Below are 18,625 nucleotides of genomic sequence, written 5' to 3'. Positions count from 1 at the left end.
CTTACTCGGCAACCTCGGTCACACCCACTAGGATATCACGGATCTCAGCCTCTTTGATGTCGTCATGTTCGGCAATGACGACCAGGCGCGAGCGGCGCTCTTCACCGGGCTCCCACGGGCGGTCGTATTGGTGACGAACCCGTACGCCGACAGCCTGAACCAGCAGGCGCATCGGTTTGCCAGTGACGGCGGCATAGCCTTTGACGCGCAGGATATTCAGCTCAGTTGCCAGACGTTCAATCCTGGCAACCAGTTCCGCCGGGTCGGTCTGTTCCGGCAACTCGACGATGATGCTTTCGAAATCGTCATGCTCATGATCGTGATGGCCATCGTGATGTGACGGGCGCGCGTCCATGTCATCTTCGGCGGCAGCCTCAAGGCCAAGCACGACACGAACGTCGACGACACCCTCGGCAACCTCGACGACGGGAAGCGGGCGCGGCGCCTCAGCGGCGATGATCTGTTTAGCTTTCGCGACACCTTCGGGACCTGCCAGATCGGGCTTGGTCAGCAGGATGATATCCGCGCACGAGATCTGATCCTCGAACACCTCGGACAAGGGTGTTTCGTGGTTGATCGAGTCATCAGCCAGCCGTTGGGCATCCACCGCTTCAACGTTCGGAGCAAAGCGACCGGCGGCCACGGCCTCGGCATCGGCCAGCGCAATAACGCCATCAACGGTGATCTTCGAACGGATATCAGGCCAATCAAACGCTTTCAGCAGCGGTTTGGGCAGTGCAAGGCCGGATGTTTCGATCAAAATGTGATCCGGGCGCGGTTCCAGCGCCATCAGCGCCTCGATGGTCGGGATGAAATCATCGGCCACGGTGCAGCAGATGCAGCCGTTTGCCAGTTCCATGATGTTTTCCGCAGGGCATTCCGGAATCGCGCAGGACTTCAGGATGTCGCCATCAACACCCACATCGCCAAACTCGTTAACAACAATCGCAAGGCGCTTGCCCTGCGGGTTCTGCATCAGATGGCGCACCAGCGTGGTTTTGCCCGAGCCCAGAAAGCCGGTGATCACAGTGACGGGGAGTTTTTCAAGGTTCGACATGATCTCAGGCTCCAATCGGGGGAATGCGCGAGGCGCAATTTTTGCGGAAATGTTCAGGACGGTCGCGCCATTTCACCAGACCATCGCCTGTGGCCAGATACTTAGTCGCGCCATCGATGATGACATCGACGTGATCGATTTCGTTCAGATTCTCGTAAACAAAGGTCCAGCGATCCGGCCCGCCCCGAAGAACGATGGAACAGCCCTGATCGCAGTTCGAAAGGCATTCGACCGGTTTCAGAGTGATACCATCCGGCAGGACAGCCTGTTCCAGGGCCTTGTGCAACAATGTGCCGGGTCGCTCAGCGTCATCCTCGACGGGCAGACCCCGGCGGCAAGTCGTGCAGACCAGTAGCTCTACCGGTGCGTTCTCGGTCATGTCTCTCATCCCCCCAAATCCTCTTCGCGGGGGACGGGGTTTCATGCGGGCACCACGTCTGCACATGGACCCGACACCGGAACACCCCGCCCGGTTTCAACTTCGGGTGTTGGCAGGTCTCCCGGCTTGCGGATGCCAGAGCGGTCGCTCTGTCGGATGTCCCGCCTTCCCGGCACAGGCCAGTGGCATTGGGCATCCTCTCCGGTCACGGTCGCGGGGGCGGCTGCGCTTGGCGGATGAACCGTTGACGCATTCCCTTTTCATCGGCTGTCGCCGACACCAACGAAAGGGACATGCGGCACCGCTGACCCGCTTGTCAAGCGGTTCGCGCGCAACAAATAAGCCAAGGAGAAAAAAGCGACCTGTAGGCGTCGTTCGGCGGCATGAAGAATGTGTTCGGTATGTGGTCGCATGACGGGAAAACGACGAACTTGGAGATGCGTCATATGAAAGTGGGATTTATCGGTCTGGGTAACGTAGGCGGCAAGCTTTCGGGATCCCTTTTGCGCAACGGCATTGATCTGACTGTGCATGACCTGAACGCGGATCTGGTGGCCGAGTTTGTCGCCAAAGGTGCAAAGGCGGCTGAGGGGCCCGCCCAGTTGATGCGCGATTGCGATGCGGTGATCACCTGTCTGCCGTCTCCGGCAGCATCGGACGCAGTCATGCAGGAGATGTTGCCCGAAGTGGGCCCCGGCAAGATCTGGATGGAGATGTCGACCACGGACGAGGCCGAAGTCAAACGCCTAGGTGCCGAAGTCATATCGCGCGGCGGTGCGGCCGTCGATTGCCCGGTTTCTGGCGGGTGCCACCGTGCCGCGACGGGCAATATCTCGATCTTTGCGGGCTGTAACCGGGAAACGTTTGAACGAATTCTGCCGTTCCTGACGACAATGGGTCGTCGGGTTTTGCACACCGGCGAACTGGGCTCGGCCTCGGTGCTGAAAGTGATGACCAATTATCTTGCCACCGCCAACCTGATCACCTGCGCCGAAGCACTGGTTACGGCAAAGGCTGCGGGGATGGATCTGAACACGACCTATGAGGCGATCAAAATCTCGTCCGGCACGTCCTTCGTGCACGAAACCGAAAGTCAGGTCATCTTGAACGGGTCGCGCGATATTTCCTTCACCATGGATCTGGTGAAGAAGGATATCGGTCTGTTTCAGGAGGTCGCCGACCGCGCCGGGGTGCCGCTGGAAATAAACCCGGTGATGATCAATATCTTTAACGATGGTATCGCACGCTATGGCGAACGCGAGCTTTCACCAAATATTATCAAGCGGCTGGAAGAGGCAACCGGCCTGGATATCACCGCCCCGGGCTTCCCTGCCGAAATGACGGATGATGAGCCGGAGGAGCCGGGATACGAGGTTGTGCCACAAGGGCGCGCCTGAACGTAAAGCACATACCAGACAAAATCGGGCCCCTTGAACGAGCAGGGGTAGGCAGGAGTTCCGAAAAACACGCCATATCTGGCCCGCAATTCGACAGAATCGCGGGCCTTGAACGTCTTGAAATACCGAGCGTCGCACGCGTGTACTGCGGGGTTAAGTCAGCGATTTTGATGTGATTGGAGGCGAGTACCGGACCCGCTACCATTTTGCTAAGCCATTGAATACCCATAGTTATCGGGAGCGAGGTTGGCTTGTGTGTCTCACTTTGTGTCACACAAGCTGGAGATTGGTTCGGGTAATGTCAACGCCCAAAAAGCGATGGCAAAGGGTGCTAACCTCTAGTGTCGAAGTCTGATGGACTAGATACTTCCCAGAAGCCCGGCTAAGGAGCCAAGCAAACAACACAGACAGAAGTGAGGGGTATGGGGGAAGTGGGTTCGACAAAGAAGATAGATAGGTGCGCGCAAAAATATGTCGGATTTTCGTAATGAACCAAGACCGGAGCCAAGAGTTTCTGAGGCACATTAGGCAAGCTATAGAAGAGGCTAACCTACCCGATCAAGGAGCCGCGCAGTCTTGGGCTTTCGAGCCGTATCTACAACTCAACAATGAGCAAGCTCAGGCTAGGTTGGATGCCACGCTAAAGGGGCTTTGCGCACATTGGCAAGCAAGCTACGCACGCAAACGTAATCAACAAGAACAGCAAAAGTTCAGTGATTGCGCAGGGACTGTGCTTGTCAATGTGTTACGGGCCCATGTGAAGAAATGCGGAATGTCTGTAGGAATAGGGCGGCAGAAGCAGCGCCTTGATCGTGAGAGCAGGTATAGACCGGCATACATGACTACCCATCGCTTCCGCATGGCACTTGATTGGCTGTTGAGTGCAGACCTCATATGCATCACCGCGGATGGATACCAATACGGGGACAATGCACAGCATACCCGTTTTGCAATGACGCCAACGTCGATAAAGGCACTGTACACAGAACAGCTGACCATGAGTGCCTTCAAGACTGCAGAGCCAGATGAGGTGCTGATACTAAGGGATAGCGAAAAGCAACCTATTAAGTACCATGACACAGGGCCGACCCATGCCATGAGGGCCGCACTTCACTTGATCAATGAGGTTAATGGGCAGGCTGACATTACCTCAATAAAGCCCTTGGGGTACGAAGACATAAGCAAGGATTACGCAGACCTAGCGTTTTCAGAGAATGCAAAGTACCTGCGCCGCATCTTCAACAACGGCACGTTTGAACAAGGTGGCAGGTTCCATGGAGGATGGTGGCAATACGTGCGCAAGCATGTGAGGCGAACGGTGAGGATCAATGGAGAGAGAACAGTAGAGGTCGACTACAGAGGCTTTAATCCAGCGGTACTATTGGCAAAGGCGAACGCCACTATACCTGCAGACCCGTATTCAGCAATCAAGGGTGTTGTTGCCGGTAGCGTACTTCGCGATCATGCAAAGTCTACACTGGCCGCTTTTCTCAATGCGCAATCCAGACACATAGCCGAGCCTAGAGGGTTTGATGAAGGCGAACATGGGATGACTGCCGCCGAGTTCCGTCAAGCCGTTTTGGACGCTTACCCGATGGTCCAGAATTTGATTGGGCAGGACGCGGGCCTAAAGCTGCAGCGTGAGGAAAGTGATCTGGCTGAAAGAGTAATGCTGCACTTTGTCCGGCAAGGGCATCCGATCTTACCTATTCATGACGCCTTCGTTGTACAGTCTCATCTGCGAGATGAACTTGTTTCAGTCATGAAAGATCAGTTTCACAGAAAGTACGGCCAAGTACCAGAAGTGGAAGTAAAGGCTTCTTTGGTAGGAAGGGAGTGACCCAATATTCCTTCTCCCACAACAACTCTCCCATTACCGGGGCGAATAAGGAAACTCGGTATCAGCGGAGCACCGGTCCGGCGTCTCTCTTGCGCTATGCATATGTGGTCTCTGTCCACGCCATGACGGGAGCATTTCAACCCGATGGAATGGAGTGACGGGTATACCTTTGGCAAACTCCTTGCGACTCTAAGTGCCTCTTTCCGCACATCAAGATGTCGTTCCCCGAGGTTCTTGTATGCTGATGTTTTGTTTCTCGTAGTCAGCAAATCACGTCGGTGCGGTTCGACGTCGATCCATGGCAAACACCCGAAGTTTCGACTGGCCTCTTGGTTTGCACTCTGCAATTGTAGCGGCGAGGGCAGAGCCTCCCACCACATTTAGTAAGAATCCAAACCGGCCATTTCGGTCGCAAGAGCAAGAACATGACAGTAAGGCACGTGCAGAGTATTCACGAGATTTTCGTTTCCTTCATTCTAAGAGATGACTCATGTCACGCCTGACCGATCTGATTGCACAGGCCAAGGCCAAGGACGCGACACTCGGCAATGAACTGGAACGGGAGTTCAAGGCGTTGGCCAATCGCCGAGCCTTTGGGCTGAACTTTGAACGTCATGCGCCTGAGAGTGTGGAACTTCCCGGTCGACCTATTCGCAAGGGTGACAAGGTGCGCGTATTGCCGCCTCGTGGCAGCTTGGAGAAAGGCGACCAGCGGCTGTGGAAGGTTAACCGTACCCACAGGCACGATGGCAAGCGATTGGCCGACCTGACGTTGCACCAGACTGCAGAGCCAGAGGTGCAGACTGTGGCCGTCGAAGACCTGATCGTTGTGGCCGAATTCCGCGACTACATCTATCCCGGTTTAACCAGCACCGGTAAAGTCGAGCACGGCGGCGACAAGCCCCACCACACGGTGATCAATGGTGAAAACTTCCACGCACTAGAGGCGCTGACCTACACCCATCGTGGCAAGATCGACGTGATCTATATCGACCCGCCTTACAATACCGGCGCGAAAGACTGGAAATACAACAACGACTATGTGGAAGGTGATGACCTGTATCGTCACTCTAAGTGGCTGGCTTTTATGGAGCGGCGCTTGAAAGTTGCGCGACAGTTGCTTGATCCGTCCGATTCTGTCCTGATCGTGTCGATTGATGAAAAGGAATTCCTTAGACTGGGTCTTCTTCTGGAGCAAACTTTTCCGGAAGCGCAGGTTCAAATGGTGAGTTCCGTGATAAATCCGTCCGGCGCCGCTCGGGCGTCAGCGTTTAGAAGGACCGATGAGTACGTTTTCTTTGTTTTTAATGGTGCTTCTGCGCCGCAGGAGTTGCCGCTTCCTGTTGAGTGGCGAATAACAAGGGATCAAAGGGCGGAGAAACTCCGCTGGGACGGGCTGCTGAGGTCAGGTAGCAATACTCAACGAGAAGATAGCCCTAATCAGTTCTATCCGATTTATGCCTATGAAAAGGACCAGCAAGCCTACGTTCATTCAATTGGTGACGCGTTTTTCGGCCCTGATTGGCGCGAACAAAGCTCGCCAGAAGGAACGGTTTCCATTTGGCCAATTCGGCAGAACGGCACCGAAGGGAATTGGCAAATCAGCGCACAGAATGCTCGTTCCCTTCTAGAAAAGGGATATCTGAAACTTGGTAAATGGCGAGAGAGCAATACTACAGTCTCGTATATCAAGAGAGGTGGCCAAAACAAAATTGAAGCTGGTGTTTTTCCAATTATTGGTAGGAACGCTGACAACTCCGTAATCGTAGATCATTCCAACTATGACTCTTTGTTTATACCCGGTACGCAATGGAGATTGCCGTCTCATAGCGCGGAACAAGGTGGTACAAAGCTCCTAAGAAATTGTTTGCCGGATCGGAAGTTTCCATTCCCCAAAAGCCTATACGCTGTTGAGGATGCAGTGCGTTTCTTCGTGAAAGACAAGAGTAATGCGACCATTCTGGACTTCTTCTCTGGCTCCGGCACCACTGCACACGCTGTCATGCGTTTGAACAAGCAGGATAACGGCAGACGGCAATGTATCTCGATCACCAACAATGAAGTGTCGGCCGACGAACAAAAGGCCCTGCGCCAACGAAACCTGCGTCCCGGAGATCGTGAGTGGGAGCAATGGGGTATTTGCGACTACATCACCAAGCCGCGCATCAAGGCCGCGATCACTGGCCAGACGCCGGATGGCGACCCGATCAAGGGCGACTACAAGTTCACCGATGAGTTTCCAATGGCCGATGGTTTTGAGGAAAATGCCGAGTTCTTCACGCTCACCTATGAAACCCCGGTCTCGGTCAGCCACAACCGCGCCTTTGCCCGTATCGCGCCGCTTCTCTGGATAAAGGCAGGCAGCGAAGGGCAGCGCATTGAGAACCTGCCTGACGCGGGCTGGGACATTGCCGACACCTATGGCCTGCTGACCGATCTGGACGCTGCAGCGCCCTATATCGAAGCGATAGAGGCCAAGGGCACTATCCGCATCGCCTATATCGTCACCGACGACGACAGACGCTTTCAGTCGGTCGCACAGGGCCTGCCTGACGGGGTTGAGGCAGTGCGGCTCTACGAATCCTATCTGACCAATTTCCGCTTCTCGATGGGGCGCTAAGAAGATGAAATTTACACTCAAAGACTACCAAGACGACGCGGTGGCCCAAGTTCTGGACCGCCTGAGGAAAGCCAAGAAGTGGTGGCAAGATGACAATATGACCACGGCTTTCTCGCTGACCGCAACTACAGGTGCCGGTAAAACGGTCATGGCCGCGGCGGTGTTTGAGGCACTGTTCTTCGGCTCTGACGACTACGACTTTGAGCCTGACCCCGGCGCGGTAGTAATCTGGTTTTCCGACGACCCGTCTCTGAACGAACAGTCCCGCTGGCGGCTGCAAGAGGCGGCGGACAAACTGACGACCTTTGACCTTGTGACGGTAGAGAACACTTTCTCGCGTGAGGTGTTTGAACCGGGCAAAGTATATTTCTTGAACACGCAGAAGCTGTCCAAGAACTCAATGCTGGTACGGGGTGCTGACCCGTCGGACCAAGGCGTTCTGACAATCGACGGAACGCCGATCATGCCCGACAGTCGGTCCCATACAATCTGGGACACAATCCGCAACACCGTCGAAGACCCGGACCTGACGCTTTATTTGGTTTTGGATGAGGCGCACCGGGGGATGCGCGACGCGGTGAAGGGCACACAGACCATCGTGACGCGTTTGATCAACGGCCAAGGCACGGTGCCCGGTATTCCGATTGTCTGGGGTGTGTCAGCAACCGTGCAAAGGTTCAACGATGCTGTGAAGTCGATGAAGGACCGCACGGCCCTGCCGAACGTGGTGGTTGATTCCAAGCTGGTGCAAGAGTCAGGCTTGCTCAAGGACACGATCACTTTGGACGTGCCAGATGAACAAGGTGACTTCACCACAGTCTTGCTTCGGCGGGGGACAGAGAAGCTGAAAGAGTCTAGCAAGGCTTGGGCCGCCTATGCTGATGAACAGGGCGACACAGCGAAGGTCAAACCGCTCATGGTGTTGCAGGTACCGAACTCGCCCAACAAAGATGATGTAGGTGCGTGGTTGCAAACCATCTTCGACGCGTGGCCTGACCTGACGCCGGACAGCGTTTACAACGTGTTCGGGGAACATAAGGAAGAGAACTTCGGCGGCTTTGTCGTGCCCTACATCGAACCGCAGCGCGTTCAAGAGGCTGACCATGTAAGGGTCTTGCTGGCGAAGGATGCAATCAGCACTGGCTGGGATTGTCCAAGGGCCGAAGTAATGGTGTCTTTCCGAGCCGCATCAGACCAAACACATATCACGCAGCTATTGGGCCGCATGGTGAGGACACCGCTTGCGCGGCGTATACCGGGCAACGAGCGGCTGAACTCGGTCGATTGCTTATTGCCCAAGTTTAATCAAGACACGGTGAAGGCCGTTGTTGAGGTGCTTATGTCGGGCGGCGAGGCAGGTGACAAGTTGCCGGGACGCCGAGTGCTGATCAATCCGATAGAGACGGCCCCAAACCCGAATGTACCGCAGGCGGTTTGGGACAAACTGACTAGCCTGCCTTCTGCTGCATTGCCCAAGAAACAGGCGCGGCCAGTAAAGCGTCTCACAGCCTTGGCACATGAGCTAGCAGCCGACGGCTTGTTGCCAAATGCTGGCAAACAGGCACATGCGCACTTGCATGGTGTGTTGGATGCACAGCGAACAGCACTCACCGCTGACATTGCCAAGGCCCGGACAGACGTCCTCACTGTCGAGGGTAAGACTGTCAGTGCGGATGTTGAAACGCAAGAAATGTCCTTTAATGACTTTGTAGAAGCAGCTGACTATGCGGTGATCGAAGAAGCCTATAGACGTGCAGCTCGCCTGCTTTCCCCTGACTTGGCAAAGACTTACAGCGAATATTTGGCTGACCAAAACACCGATGCAGAAGACTATGAAGAAGCCTTGATCGAGGCGCATACGGATGTGGCCGCGCTCGGGTTGATAGACGTTGTGAAAGTCACACTGGAAGCTGAGGCGGAAGCCTTGGCAAATACATGGCTTACTGCGCAAGAGGCTGCAATCAAGGCGCTGACTGATGAGCGGCAGGACGTATACCGAGAGTTGCGCGAACTCAGCGCCGAACCACTGGACGTGACGCTTGCTATGCCAAAGAACAGGCTGCAGCCAACAGTCGAAGTTAGGGAAAACGGCACCGAAGTTCCTTTGCCGCGTCATGATCACCATCTTTTGTGTGATGAAGATGGTAAATACCCTGACGCACTGAACTCATGGGAAGCCAGAGTGATCGAAGTGGAAATGGCGCTAGAAACATCTGTGGCATGGTACCGCAATCCGTCGTCTGCAAAGCCCGAATCCTTGGGAATCGTTTACGATGAAGACGGTCAGGCAAGTATCCTGCGACCTGACTTTGTTTTCTTTGAACAATCCAGTGACGGTAGCGTTAAGGCCAATCTTGTTGACCCGCATGGGCAACACTTGGCTGATTCATTGCCGAAGTTGCTCGGTCTGAAAGATTATGCCGAACGCCATGGTGATGAATTTGGCCGCATTGAAGCTGTAGCAAAGATTGAAGCGTTGGGCTTCCAATCGTTGGACCTCAAAGATGCAGATGTTCGGGCTGCAATCGCTGCGGCCCCCAGCGCCAAGTCTCTTTTCGAGGGGCCGCATTCAAAGCCGTACCCGAGTTAGGTTTGAAAGCTCAGCAGGGATTGAATTTGTCTAGCGCGGTCTTGAGTTGGTTTAGCTGGTAGCCTTCTCTCATGTACACTTCTTGAGTTACGCCAGATCGAGCGTGGCCGACGATACACTGTACAATGGGCTCAGCTACTCCGGCTTGGCTCAGTCGTGTCACGACCGTGTGCCGGAAGCTGTGGAATACCAAGCCGGGCTCTTTAATGCGCAGCTTTTTCAAGAAACTCTCGTTGCACCAGCGTCCTAGGTTGCGTCCATAACCCCCGTTTGCGTTGAAGCTGTATTCAGGGAATAGGCGTGTCCCTGACTTTCTGCTCTCTACAAAGTTCAAGAAACCTAGGCGTATCAATTCGGCGTGTACGGGTACTTTGCGTCTTCCGGCATCAGACTTCACCCGCTGGTCCTCGCCCTCATCTGTAATGTTAAGATACCATACGCCACCTTCTTGTTGAACATCGGCGATGTCTAGTTGGCATATCTCGTTCAGGCGCGCACCTGTGAACATTCCTAGTAGCATACCCCACTTATGGCATTCCTTGCGCACCAGCCCAGACGGGTTTTCTGTTAGTTCTTTGTAAATCAAGCGGGCGTGGTCGGGCTTGAAGGGTTTGCGTTCGGTTACGCTGTTTTTGGCCTTTGCCACCTTCATGCCGTCGAAGAGGCTATGCGGTGAGTATCCGTGTCGTTCGGCCCAATCAAAAAACCCTTTGAACATTTGTATGTGGCTATTGATCGTTTTGGGGGCGATTGTCTTCTGACCCGGCAGCTTGATGACTTCCATCAAAGGCATGTTTTTCAGGGCGGGCTTGGTGTTCCGGCTGGATGGTAAGGCTTGCAGAACCTTTTTGACTTCGTTCGCATCCTGCTTTGTTATCGTGCCCAGCAACCTATCTGGCCCGAAGTATTCAATAAGAATATTCAGGTACGCGCGGTTCTGGCCGACTGTTTTTTCCGCCCATTGACGCGAATGTTCCGCGATGAAGTCATCAATTGCCATGCCTATTGGCGAAGAGGCGGGGAGCGTCTTTGTGGGCGGCGATACAGTAGCGGCTGGGGCGTCATCATAAGAATAGTGTTCAAGGCGTTCTACGGCCTCCAGAACGCGCCTGAGCATATCTCTACGCCCCTTTCGCCACTCCCGGCGAAGGTCAATCTCGTTATCTTCCCAGTCCTGTGGGTTTATGTCAGAGGCTTTGCAAAACGCATTGCTGTCGAGATAAAGGTCAGACAGTAGGTCCTCGCCGTCTGTAGCGTTTTCATGGATTTCAATCTCTTGCTGCATCGCACTGATTGATCCATCTGGAAAGCCTTTGTCGTTTAGCCGTTCCAGATACTTGTCGAGCGAAGCCTTGAAGTACCGATGCACCATTGATCGGATTTGGTCTTGTCTTAGTCGGGGCACGTTTGTTTGATCCGGTATTAATCGACCGCAAGATGCAAGAAAGCGCGCCAGATCACCAGCCCTATGCGGGCAGCGAGTGCGCAGCGATATTCTTACAGATGTTCTCTTTTGCTCAGAAGACGGAGGGATAGGCCACCGGAAGTAATAAACACCGTGTCTAGAAAGGCTTAGATAGGATGACTGCATCATTGTAGGTGTGTCCCACTTTGTGTCACACCCGAGCACCACAGGGCTAAGTCAATGATTTAGAATAAAATGGAGGCGAGTACCGGAATCGAACCGGTGTACACGGATTTGCAATCCGCTGCGTCACCACTCCGCCAACTCGCCTTTTCAAGTAAAATCAAATACTTGCCGTGGTGTGATTGGGTTTTTAACAGCTTTCCTCTGGGGCGTCCAGTGGATTGCGTGCGAATTTGCCGGCAAGACTGAAATTTGCCGAAGTCCATGCCCAAGAAGGTGATCACGATTCAGGTTGCGGCAACAGGGGCGTTGCTGGAAGGTTCAGGATATGGCACAAGCCCGACATCTTTGGGAATGAGACGAGATATCCAATGACTGACTTCGCAGCCCGGCGCCGCACAATGGTTGATACACAGATCCGCCCCTCTGACGTCACCAAGTTCCCGATCATTGAGGCTATGCTGAGTGTTCCGCGGGAAAGCTTCGTACCCGATTCTCAACGCGAGGCGGCCTATGTGGACGGCCTGATTGATCTGGGTGGAGGGCGCAGCATGCTGGAGCCGCGGACCCTGGCTAAAATGCTGGACGTGCTGAACATATCCAAGGATGAGATGGTCCTCGATATCGCTCCGGCAATGGGATATTCCACGGCTGTCACCGCACGGATGGCTGAGTTGGTTGTGGGTGTTGAATGCGACGAAACCCTTGCAGCCGAGGCGCAAAACCTCTTGGCCGAGGCTGACGTGCACAACGCCATCATCCACGTCGGCGCGTTGGAACAGGGTGTGGCGGAACACGGCCCCTATGATGCGATCATGGTGCAGGGCGGTGTCGAGCAGGTGCCCGATGCCCTGTTGGATCAGCTCAAGGACCACGGTCGGATTGTGTGTCTGTTTGTCAACAGCAACCTGGGTACCGTGCGGATCGGTCGAAAAACCGGTGGTCGCGTCAGTTGGCGTGATGTGTTCAATGCCCATGCGCCGGTTCTGGAAGGTTTTTCGGCAGAGTGTGCATTTTCGCTATAGTCCGCCGATAGATTTTTCTATCGCCTTGATTAGTTGAAAAGAAGGCCGCAAACTGCCTGTAGGGCAGTGTAATTTCGTTTGAGAGGATTTTGGTATGCGTGGTTCGGCGACAGGTAAGCTGGTCAGGGCGTTTGCTGTGACCGCAGGACTTGCCATGAGCGTGATGCCAGGGCGTGCAGCGTGGGCAGACAACATAACGGATGCGTTCATCGGCGCGTATAACACCAGTGGTTTGCTTGAGCAGAACCGGGCGTTGCTGCGCGCGGCGGATGAAGATGTGGCCATTGCGCTTTCTGCGTTGCGGCCAATCATCAACTGGACCGTGCAGGTCAGCCAGGATTACACCCGTTCGCGGGTCAATAACGTCGTGACGACAAACGAGCCGTCGCGGTTCTTTTCGGGCCTGACGCTGAGCCAGCTTTTGTATGATGGCGGCGCGTCGGTGCTGGGCAAGCAGTCGGCGCAGGAAACGGTGCTATCGACCCGGCAAACCCTGATCGATATCGAACAACAGGTTCTTATCCGCGCAGCAAATGCCTATCTGGGCGTCCTGTTGCAGGAAGAGACCGTGGCGATCCGCCAGAACAACGTGGATGTGTCGGCAGAGGAACTTAGGGCGTCGAATGACCGCTTCGAAGTGGGCGAAGTAACCCGGACGGACGTCGCATTGTCCGAAGCGCAGCTGGCAAGCTCTCAGGCGGATCTGGCTGTGGCACGCGGTGAATTGAGCATTGCCCAGGCCGAATACGTGAACGCGGTCGGAAAGGCACCGGGGCGAACGGCTGGCCAGCCGAGCCTGCCCAATCTGCCGCGTTCCGAAGCTGAAGCTGTGAACCTGGCGCAACGCAACCACCCGGCCATTCTGTCGGCACAGCATCAGGTCAGGGCGTTCGATCTGGTCGTGCAGCAACAGCGGGCCAACCTTGGGCCGAATGTCAGCCTGAATGCCGATGCAGGCGTGTCCGAGCGCTATGACAATAATGACTATGTGAACGACGCGACCGTGTCGCTGAACTTCAATCAACCCATCTACGCAGGTGGCCGGTTGGCGGCAAATGTGCGCCGCGCGATGGCCAGCCGCGATGCCTCGCGTGCGAATCTTCTGAACGTTCAAAAGAACATCACGCAGGGTGTGACCGACCGGTATGCGGCGTTTCAGGCGGCCAGCGCCAGTTTGAGGGCGTCAACCGAGCGCGTTAACGCCTCGCAGGTGGCATTTGATGGCATCCGGGAAGAGGCGACTCTGGGCGCGCGAACAACTCTGGATGTATTGAATGCACAGCAGGATTTGCTGGATGCACAGCTGGCGGAAGTTGCTTCGCGCACCGAACGGTCGCGGGCTGCCTATCAGTTGTTGCAGGCGCAGGGCCTTCTGACAGCCGAGCGTCTTGGGCTGGCGGTGCAAATCTATGATCCGACTTTGTATTACAACCTGGTCAAGAATGCACCTGCACAGGTCAGCAAGCAAAGCAAGGATCTGGATCGTGTTCTCAAAGCGTTGCGCCGGGACTGATCGCCAATACTATTTGTTGTGAGGCACGGATTGTTTGGCTACACTTGATCCAAGGATAGAGCGGTAGAGAACAATGTCTGATAATGTCGTGAAAGCAGGGATCGAAGACGTTCTGTCTTCGGTCAAACGTCTGGTCAGTGAAGACAGTCGTGATAAATCCGTCTCGGATCAAACGACTAAGGCACGCAAGCCGGGGCGGCTGGTGCTTACCGATGCTTTGCGGATCAGCACACCAGATCAGTTGGGAGTGATTCCCGCTAAAGCTGTATCCAAAGCCGAAGTTACAGATGCCGCCAAGCCGATGTTGCTGCGAACCTGTGACATCGTTCAGACGGGTCAACCCGCGAACGCCGACGAGGACAAGCCAGAAGCAGCCGAGATGAAACACGCCCCGTCGGATGATGCTGCAATCAGCCTGAGTGCAAAGATCGAAGCGTTGGAAGCGGCCATTGCACAAACAGAAGACCAGTGGGAACCGGACGGTGACAGCCAGGATGCATATTCGGGCACACCGTCTCATGCGCTGCCATGGGATGTCGAAGAAGAATTTGCCGCTGCGATGTCGATTGATGCTGCTGGAGGCGACGAACCAGAGGCGGCTCAGCAGGACGAAGGTGCACCTTATCAGGCGAAATTCATCCGGTCGTCTCAGGCTGTTGTGTCTGATGCTGATTCCGACGAAAACGTCAGGACGATCGACATGGACGAGGACGCTCTGCGCGCCCTGATCGCAGAGGTTGTCCGCACCGAACTGCAAGGAACGATGGGCGAGCGAATTACAAGAAATGTGCGCAAGATGGTCAGACGAGAGATCGCCCGCGCTCTTGCGGCTCAGGATCTGGAGTAACGGTCAGCTGCGGTGCGGGGGCTGCGCGAGGCTGAGCAGCAGGTCAAGATCCATGTGGCGCTCCAGATGATCGGCCAGATCGTCCAGCGCCTGCTCGACGCCATCTTCATAGGACAGGTCCGAGGTCACGCCTAACGCTGACAAATACCGCGCCCGGAATGCGTCGGACGAAAAGATACCGTGCAGATAGCTTCCCTTGATCCGCCCGTTTGCGCTGGCCGCGCCCTCGGGGCGGCCTTCGACCTCAAGCCATGCATTGGCGCAATCCGGTCCGTCTGTATGGCCCATGTGGATTTCGTATCCGGTGACCGGCTCTCGGTCCGGCAAGGCATGGGCCTTACGCAGGACAACTTGCTTTTGTCCCCCCATGACCGTGTCTACATCCAGCAACCCCAACCCTTCGACCTTACCCGGTCGACCGTCCACGCCATCGGGGTCGGAGATGGTCTTGCCCAGCATTTGAAAGCCGCCACAGAGACCCAGAACATGCCCGCCGCGCCGGACATGGCCAAACAGGTCGATGTCCCAGCCTTGTGCGCGGAAATAGGCCAGATCTCCGATGGTGGACTTGCTGCCCGGTAGCAAAACCAGATCGGCATCGCCCGGCAATGGGCGTCCGGCCGGAATGATCTCGACGCTCACTCCGGGTTCGGCAGACAAGGGGTCAAGGTCGTCGAAATTCGCCATCCGTTCAAGCTGTGGCACAACAACCTTGCATGTGCCGCCTGTGTGAGAGCGGATGTCCATCATATCTTCGGCCGGAAGCTTCCAGGCGTCGTGAAACCATGGCACAACCCCCAAACAGGGCCACCCGGTAAGAGAGGCGATGTCATCGCGCCCTTCGTCAAAAAGGGACACATCACCCTTGAACCGATTGACGGCGAAGCCCCGAATTCGCGCAAGATCACCCTCATCCAGAACCGCCTGAGTGCCAACGATCTGTGCGATCACACCGCCGCGGTGAATGTCGCCGACAAGTATAACAGGTATATTCGCAGCGCAGGCAAAGCCCATATTGGCGATGTCACCCTTGCGCAGGTTGGTTTCGGCCGGGCTGCCCGCACCTTCGATCAGAACCAGATCCGCATCGCTGCACAGTCGGTCAAAGCTTTCCAGTGCGGCGCTTAACAGCCTGGATTTATCCTTGCGATAATCACCGGCCTTCATGGTGCCCGCGCGCTGCCCCTGAACGATGATCTGCGCGCCGGTATCTGTTTCAGGTTTCAGCAATACAGGGTTCATATCCGTATGCGTCGCCCGCCTTGCCGCCCGTGCCTGAAGGGCCTGTGCGCGACCGATTTCCCCACCGTTTTCCGTAACAGCAGCATTGTTCGACATGTTCTGCGGCTTGAAGGGCGCAACCCGAAGACCTCTCCGTGTAAAAGCTCGCGCAAGCCCCGCCACCAGAACGGATTTTCCGACATTGCTGCCGGTGCCTTGAATCATGATGGCGCGAACCATGGATTGTCTCCTACCTGTCAAAGCGCAGATGACCTGATTTGGGCGGGCAGGGGAAGCCCCGAACTCACCTTGACGCCCGGGATCGGGATTGTGGCGGTATACGCATAGAAAAACGCGCTCTGATGGCAGAGCGCGTTTTTTCTGAGTTGAAACAGCCTTCGATCAGGCAGCTTCAGCCTGCTGAGCGGCGTTGCGACGCTCGCTTTCTTCACGCGACAGCGCGACCGAGGTCCGCACGCCACGGCCAACGAACTCCATCAGTCCGCTGACAACCCGTTCGTTCGGGTCGATTCCCGCGCAAGACAGCACTTCGCGTCCATCGCGCGAGCGCGCCCAACGGGCGATTTGTTCCGGACCATTGCCATATTTCTTGTCATCGGCAATGGCGTCATCGAGTGCGGCCAACACAACGGCCGCGAAAAGTTTGCGAGCACGATTGCCTTGTTCGTTGTTAAAGGCAGTGCCGTCAACGAAATCTCTCATCTCGTCTTCCTTGTTTTTCTTGCTCTTGCAATTTTCGGCGTGACGGTCCTTATGACCGATAAAGTGCGATTCGGATACAGCTAATATGCATAGTTGCGTTGCGTCACTTGCATATCTCGCTGCACCTGCAGCACTAGGTTTGGTTGTCTTGTCAGGTATGTTCCCGCCAGATATAGGAGGCGCAACTGACGCATCAACCGTTTGTGAAGGATTTATGTAATGCCCAAGATAAATGGGAACGAAATTCGCCCCGGCAATGTGCTTGAGCATAACGAAGGCCTTTGGGCCGCGGTCAAGGTTGACCATGTGAAGCCCGGCAAGGGCGGCGCTTTCGCGCAGGTCGAACTGCGCAACCTGCGCAATGGTTCAAAACTGAACGAACGGTTCCGCTCAGCTGACAAGGTTGAGCGTGTGCGCCTTGAGCAGAAGGATCAGCAGTTCCTGTATGAAACCGATGGCATGCTGGTCTTCATGGATGCCGAAACATACGAACAGATTGAATTGCCAGCGGATTTGCTGGGCGAGCGTCGTCCGTTCCTTCAAGATGGCATGACGATTGTTGTCGAATTCTACGAAAGTGAAGCGCTGAACGCGACGCTGCCGCAGAAAGTGACCTGCAAGATCGTCGAAACTGAGCCGGTCGTAAAAGGTCAGACCGCCGCGAACTCGTTCAAGCCTGCAATTCTGGACAATGGCGTGAAAGTCATGGTGCCGCCGTTCATCGGTCAGGATGAAATGATCATCGTGAACACCGAAACCATGGAATATTCCGAACGCGCGTGACGTTTCGTCGCTTTTAATATCAGACCGCGCAGACAGCCGCTGCGCGGTCTTTTTTATGCACTGTTGCGGTACCGGTAATGCGCGGGGTCCGGGCCGAATAGTTCCAACATAAGTTCGTATTTGATGCGGTTGGCACTGACTTGTCTGTAAAAGGCGATCAGGAACGCGGTCGGGCCCTGTATCCGGCCAAGCCCGCTGGTCGCGGCCACCACTGTGCCGACATCGGTCTTGCCGTGCAGCACCAGATAACCGCCCAACATCAGAATACCGACGGTTCCGGCGCCATTGATCACGCTCAACAGGAACTTGGCCGAAAGCTTCCAGAGAAACATGCGCCGTCGTGTGTCATAGATGTCGTCGAACAAGGCATTGATATCCTGCTCGACGGCCTGAATATCTTCGGTGGTCAGCCGGTCAGTGGCGCTGCGCAACAGGCGGACGCGTTCGGCAACGAACGTGTTCACTTTGCGTTGTGACACCAGAACGATAATGATCTGCGGTACAATCATGGAAAACGCGATAAGGCCAAGGCCTGGCTGCGTTGAGGATATGTATCCGATCACGCTGATCAGCGTTCCGACCTGAACCACCGGGTCCGAGAATGCGCCCCCGGCAAACTTGCCCAGCTCCTCAGCCTCGGCCGAGATGGCGGTCGTCATGGTGCCCTTGCGCAGGTTTTCACCCGTTTCCTTAAGGTCGGTCGCGCGCCAGAGCAAGCGTTGCCGGATCAGCCGGATCATGTCTTCGCCCAATATCCCTGCGCGAAAACCCAGAACCCATTTCAGGGCGAGGCTCAGCAGGATGACAATCATCATGCCGATGCCCAGCAGAACCAGCTTTTCGACGTGAAGATCATTGGACGTAAGGTGGTTGACGATATCGCGCTGAAATTCAAGCGGAACAGCGGCAAGCGCCGCAATGGCAATGGATAACAGGATGAGGATAATCTGCCGCCCGGCGCTGGCGCGCCAAATCGCGGAATAAAGCTGAAACATGCGGGTATCCGTGTTGCCCCTGTGCCGACACATTGGCAGGGCTGGGT

General features: G+C 55.4%; 14 protein-coding genes, 1 tRNA gene and 1 riboswitch. Of the genes, 8 read left to right on the top strand and 7 right to left on the bottom strand.

Annotation, left to right across the window (positions count from 1 at the left end):
- Position 1: 1 nt before the first annotated feature.
- On the bottom strand, positions 2-1,057 hold the full coding sequence (gene cobW, locus ACR3FC_RS03900; RefSeq protein ID WP_480473492.1) for a cobalamin biosynthesis protein CobW: 1,056 nt from the start codon (positions 1,055-1,057) through the stop codon (positions 2-4).
- Positions 1,058-1,061: 4 nt separating this feature from the next.
- Positions 1,062-1,436, bottom strand: coding sequence for a DUF1636 family protein (locus tag ACR3FC_RS03895; protein ID WP_480473491.1), 375 nt, complete (start codon positions 1,434-1,436; stop codon positions 1,062-1,064).
- A 94-nt stretch (positions 1,437-1,530) separates the two neighbouring features.
- A riboswitch (cobalamin riboswitch) is annotated at positions 1,531-1,735 on the bottom strand.
- Positions 1,736-1,837: 102 nt separating this feature from the next.
- Between ACR3FC_RS03895 and ACR3FC_RS03890 the strand changes: the two genes are divergently transcribed.
- From ACR3FC_RS03890 to ACR3FC_RS03875, 4 genes are all read left to right on the top strand, one after another.
- The gene (locus tag ACR3FC_RS03890; RefSeq protein WP_480476791.1) at positions 1,838-2,833 is read left to right on the top strand and encodes an NAD(P)-dependent oxidoreductase; all 996 of its coding nucleotides are present in this window, start codon (positions 1,838-1,840) and stop codon (positions 2,831-2,833) included.
- Between the two features lie 838 nt (positions 2,834-3,671).
- Positions 3,672-4,673 carry a hypothetical protein gene (locus ACR3FC_RS03885; protein WP_480473490.1) on the top strand — a complete coding sequence of 334 codons (1,002 nt, stop codon included), beginning with the start codon at positions 3,672-3,674 and terminating at the stop codon, positions 4,671-4,673.
- Between the two features lie 490 nt (positions 4,674-5,163).
- Positions 5,164-7,293, top strand: a complete 2,130-nt coding sequence (locus ACR3FC_RS03880; protein WP_480473489.1) for a site-specific DNA-methyltransferase — start codon at positions 5,164-5,166, stop codon at positions 7,291-7,293.
- Positions 7,294-7,297: 4 nt separating this feature from the next.
- Positions 7,298-9,883: a DEAD/DEAH box helicase gene (locus tag ACR3FC_RS03875; protein ID WP_480473488.1), complete on the top strand. Its 2,586-nt coding sequence runs from the start codon at positions 7,298-7,300 to the stop codon at positions 9,881-9,883.
- Positions 9,884-9,893: 10 nt separating this feature from the next.
- On the opposite strand, the gene ACR3FC_RS03870 is transcribed toward ACR3FC_RS03875, so the two are convergent.
- Both ACR3FC_RS03870 and ACR3FC_RS03865 read right to left on the bottom strand, forming a co-directional pair.
- The gene (locus ACR3FC_RS03870) at positions 9,894-11,255 is read right to left on the bottom strand and encodes a tyrosine-type recombinase/integrase (RefSeq protein WP_480473487.1); all 1,362 of its coding nucleotides are present in this window, start codon (positions 11,253-11,255) and stop codon (positions 9,894-9,896) included.
- Between the two features lie 289 nt (positions 11,256-11,544).
- Positions 11,545-11,618, bottom strand: a tRNA-Cys gene (locus ACR3FC_RS03865).
- Positions 11,619-11,842: 224 nt separating this feature from the next.
- On the opposite strand from ACR3FC_RS03865, the gene ACR3FC_RS03860 reads away from it, so the two are divergent.
- From ACR3FC_RS03860 to ACR3FC_RS03850, 3 genes are all read left to right on the top strand, one after another.
- Positions 11,843-12,496, top strand: coding sequence for a protein-L-isoaspartate O-methyltransferase family protein (locus tag ACR3FC_RS03860; protein WP_480473486.1), 654 nt, complete (start codon positions 11,843-11,845; stop codon positions 12,494-12,496).
- Positions 12,497-12,590: 94 nt separating this feature from the next.
- Entirely contained in the window at positions 12,591-14,009 is a 1,419-nt protein-coding gene (locus ACR3FC_RS03855; RefSeq protein WP_480473485.1) for a TolC family outer membrane protein, read from the top strand.
- Positions 14,010-14,082: 73 nt separating this feature from the next.
- Positions 14,083-14,856 (top strand): hypothetical protein, encoded by a 774-nt coding sequence (locus ACR3FC_RS03850; RefSeq protein WP_480473484.1) that lies wholly within the window; start codon positions 14,083-14,085, stop codon positions 14,854-14,856.
- Between the two features lie 3 nt (positions 14,857-14,859).
- Here ACR3FC_RS03850 and ACR3FC_RS03845 read toward each other — a convergent pair whose 3' ends face one another.
- Positions 14,860-16,317 carry a cobyric acid synthase gene (locus ACR3FC_RS03845; RefSeq protein WP_480473483.1) on the bottom strand — a complete coding sequence of 486 codons (1,458 nt, stop codon included), beginning with the start codon at positions 16,315-16,317 and terminating at the stop codon, positions 14,860-14,862.
- Positions 16,318-16,479: 162 nt separating this feature from the next.
- On the bottom strand, positions 16,480-16,800 hold the full coding sequence (locus ACR3FC_RS03840; protein WP_037310273.1) for a DUF6280 family protein: 321 nt from the start codon (positions 16,798-16,800) through the stop codon (positions 16,480-16,482).
- A gap of 219 nt (positions 16,801-17,019) precedes the next feature.
- Here ACR3FC_RS03840 and efp point away from each other — a divergent pair, with 219 nt between their 5' ends.
- Complete coding sequence (gene efp, locus ACR3FC_RS03835) at positions 17,020-17,583, top strand: elongation factor P (RefSeq protein ID WP_480473482.1); 564 nt, start codon at positions 17,020-17,022, stop codon at positions 17,581-17,583.
- A 53-nt stretch (positions 17,584-17,636) separates the two neighbouring features.
- On the opposite strand, the gene ACR3FC_RS03830 is transcribed toward efp, so the two are convergent.
- Entirely contained in the window at positions 17,637-18,578 is a 942-nt protein-coding gene (locus ACR3FC_RS03830) for an ABC transporter transmembrane domain-containing protein (protein WP_480473481.1), read from the bottom strand.
- Between the last annotated feature and the right edge of the window lie 47 nt (positions 18,579-18,625).

It is taken from the genome of Ruegeria sp. AF3 (assembly GCF_056536285.1).
This window is presented reverse-complemented; position numbering and strand designations above follow the sequence as displayed.

Coding starts and splice junctions, on each gene's coding strand:
- ACR3FC_RS03840 (WP_037310273.1), bottom strand. CDS start 16,800: ATGAGAGATTTCGTTGACGGCACTGCCTTTAACAACGAACAAGGCAAT.
- ACR3FC_RS03855 (WP_480473485.1), top strand. CDS start 12,591: ATGCGTGGTTCGGCGACAGGTAAGCTGGTCAGGGCGTTTGCTGTGACC.
- ACR3FC_RS03895 (WP_480473491.1), bottom strand. CDS start 1,436: ATGACCGAGAACGCACCGGTAGAGCTACTGGTCTGCACGACTTGCCGC.
- ACR3FC_RS03860 (WP_480473486.1), top strand. CDS start 11,843: ATGACTGACTTCGCAGCCCGGCGCCGCACAATGGTTGATACACAGATC.
- cobW (WP_480473492.1), bottom strand. CDS start 1,057: ATGTCGAACCTTGAAAAACTCCCCGTCACTGTGATCACCGGCTTTCTG.
- efp (WP_480473482.1), top strand. CDS start 17,020: ATGCCCAAGATAAATGGGAACGAAATTCGCCCCGGCAATGTGCTTGAG.
- ACR3FC_RS03875 (WP_480473488.1), top strand. CDS start 7,298: ATGAAATTTACACTCAAAGACTACCAAGACGACGCGGTGGCCCAAGTT.
- ACR3FC_RS03830 (WP_480473481.1), bottom strand. CDS start 18,578: ATGTTTCAGCTTTATTCCGCGATTTGGCGCGCCAGCGCCGGGCGGCAG.
- ACR3FC_RS03880 (WP_480473489.1), top strand. CDS start 5,164: ATGTCACGCCTGACCGATCTGATTGCACAGGCCAAGGCCAAGGACGCG.
- ACR3FC_RS03885 (WP_480473490.1), top strand. CDS start 3,672: ATGACTACCCATCGCTTCCGCATGGCACTTGATTGGCTGTTGAGTGCA.
- ACR3FC_RS03850 (WP_480473484.1), top strand. CDS start 14,083: ATGTCTGATAATGTCGTGAAAGCAGGGATCGAAGACGTTCTGTCTTCG.
- ACR3FC_RS03870 (WP_480473487.1), bottom strand. CDS start 11,255: ATGGTGCATCGGTACTTCAAGGCTTCGCTCGACAAGTATCTGGAACGG.
- ACR3FC_RS03890 (WP_480476791.1), top strand. CDS start 1,838: ATGTGGTCGCATGACGGGAAAACGACGAACTTGGAGATGCGTCATATG.
- ACR3FC_RS03845 (WP_480473483.1), bottom strand. CDS start 16,317: ATGGTTCGCGCCATCATGATTCAAGGCACCGGCAGCAATGTCGGAAAA.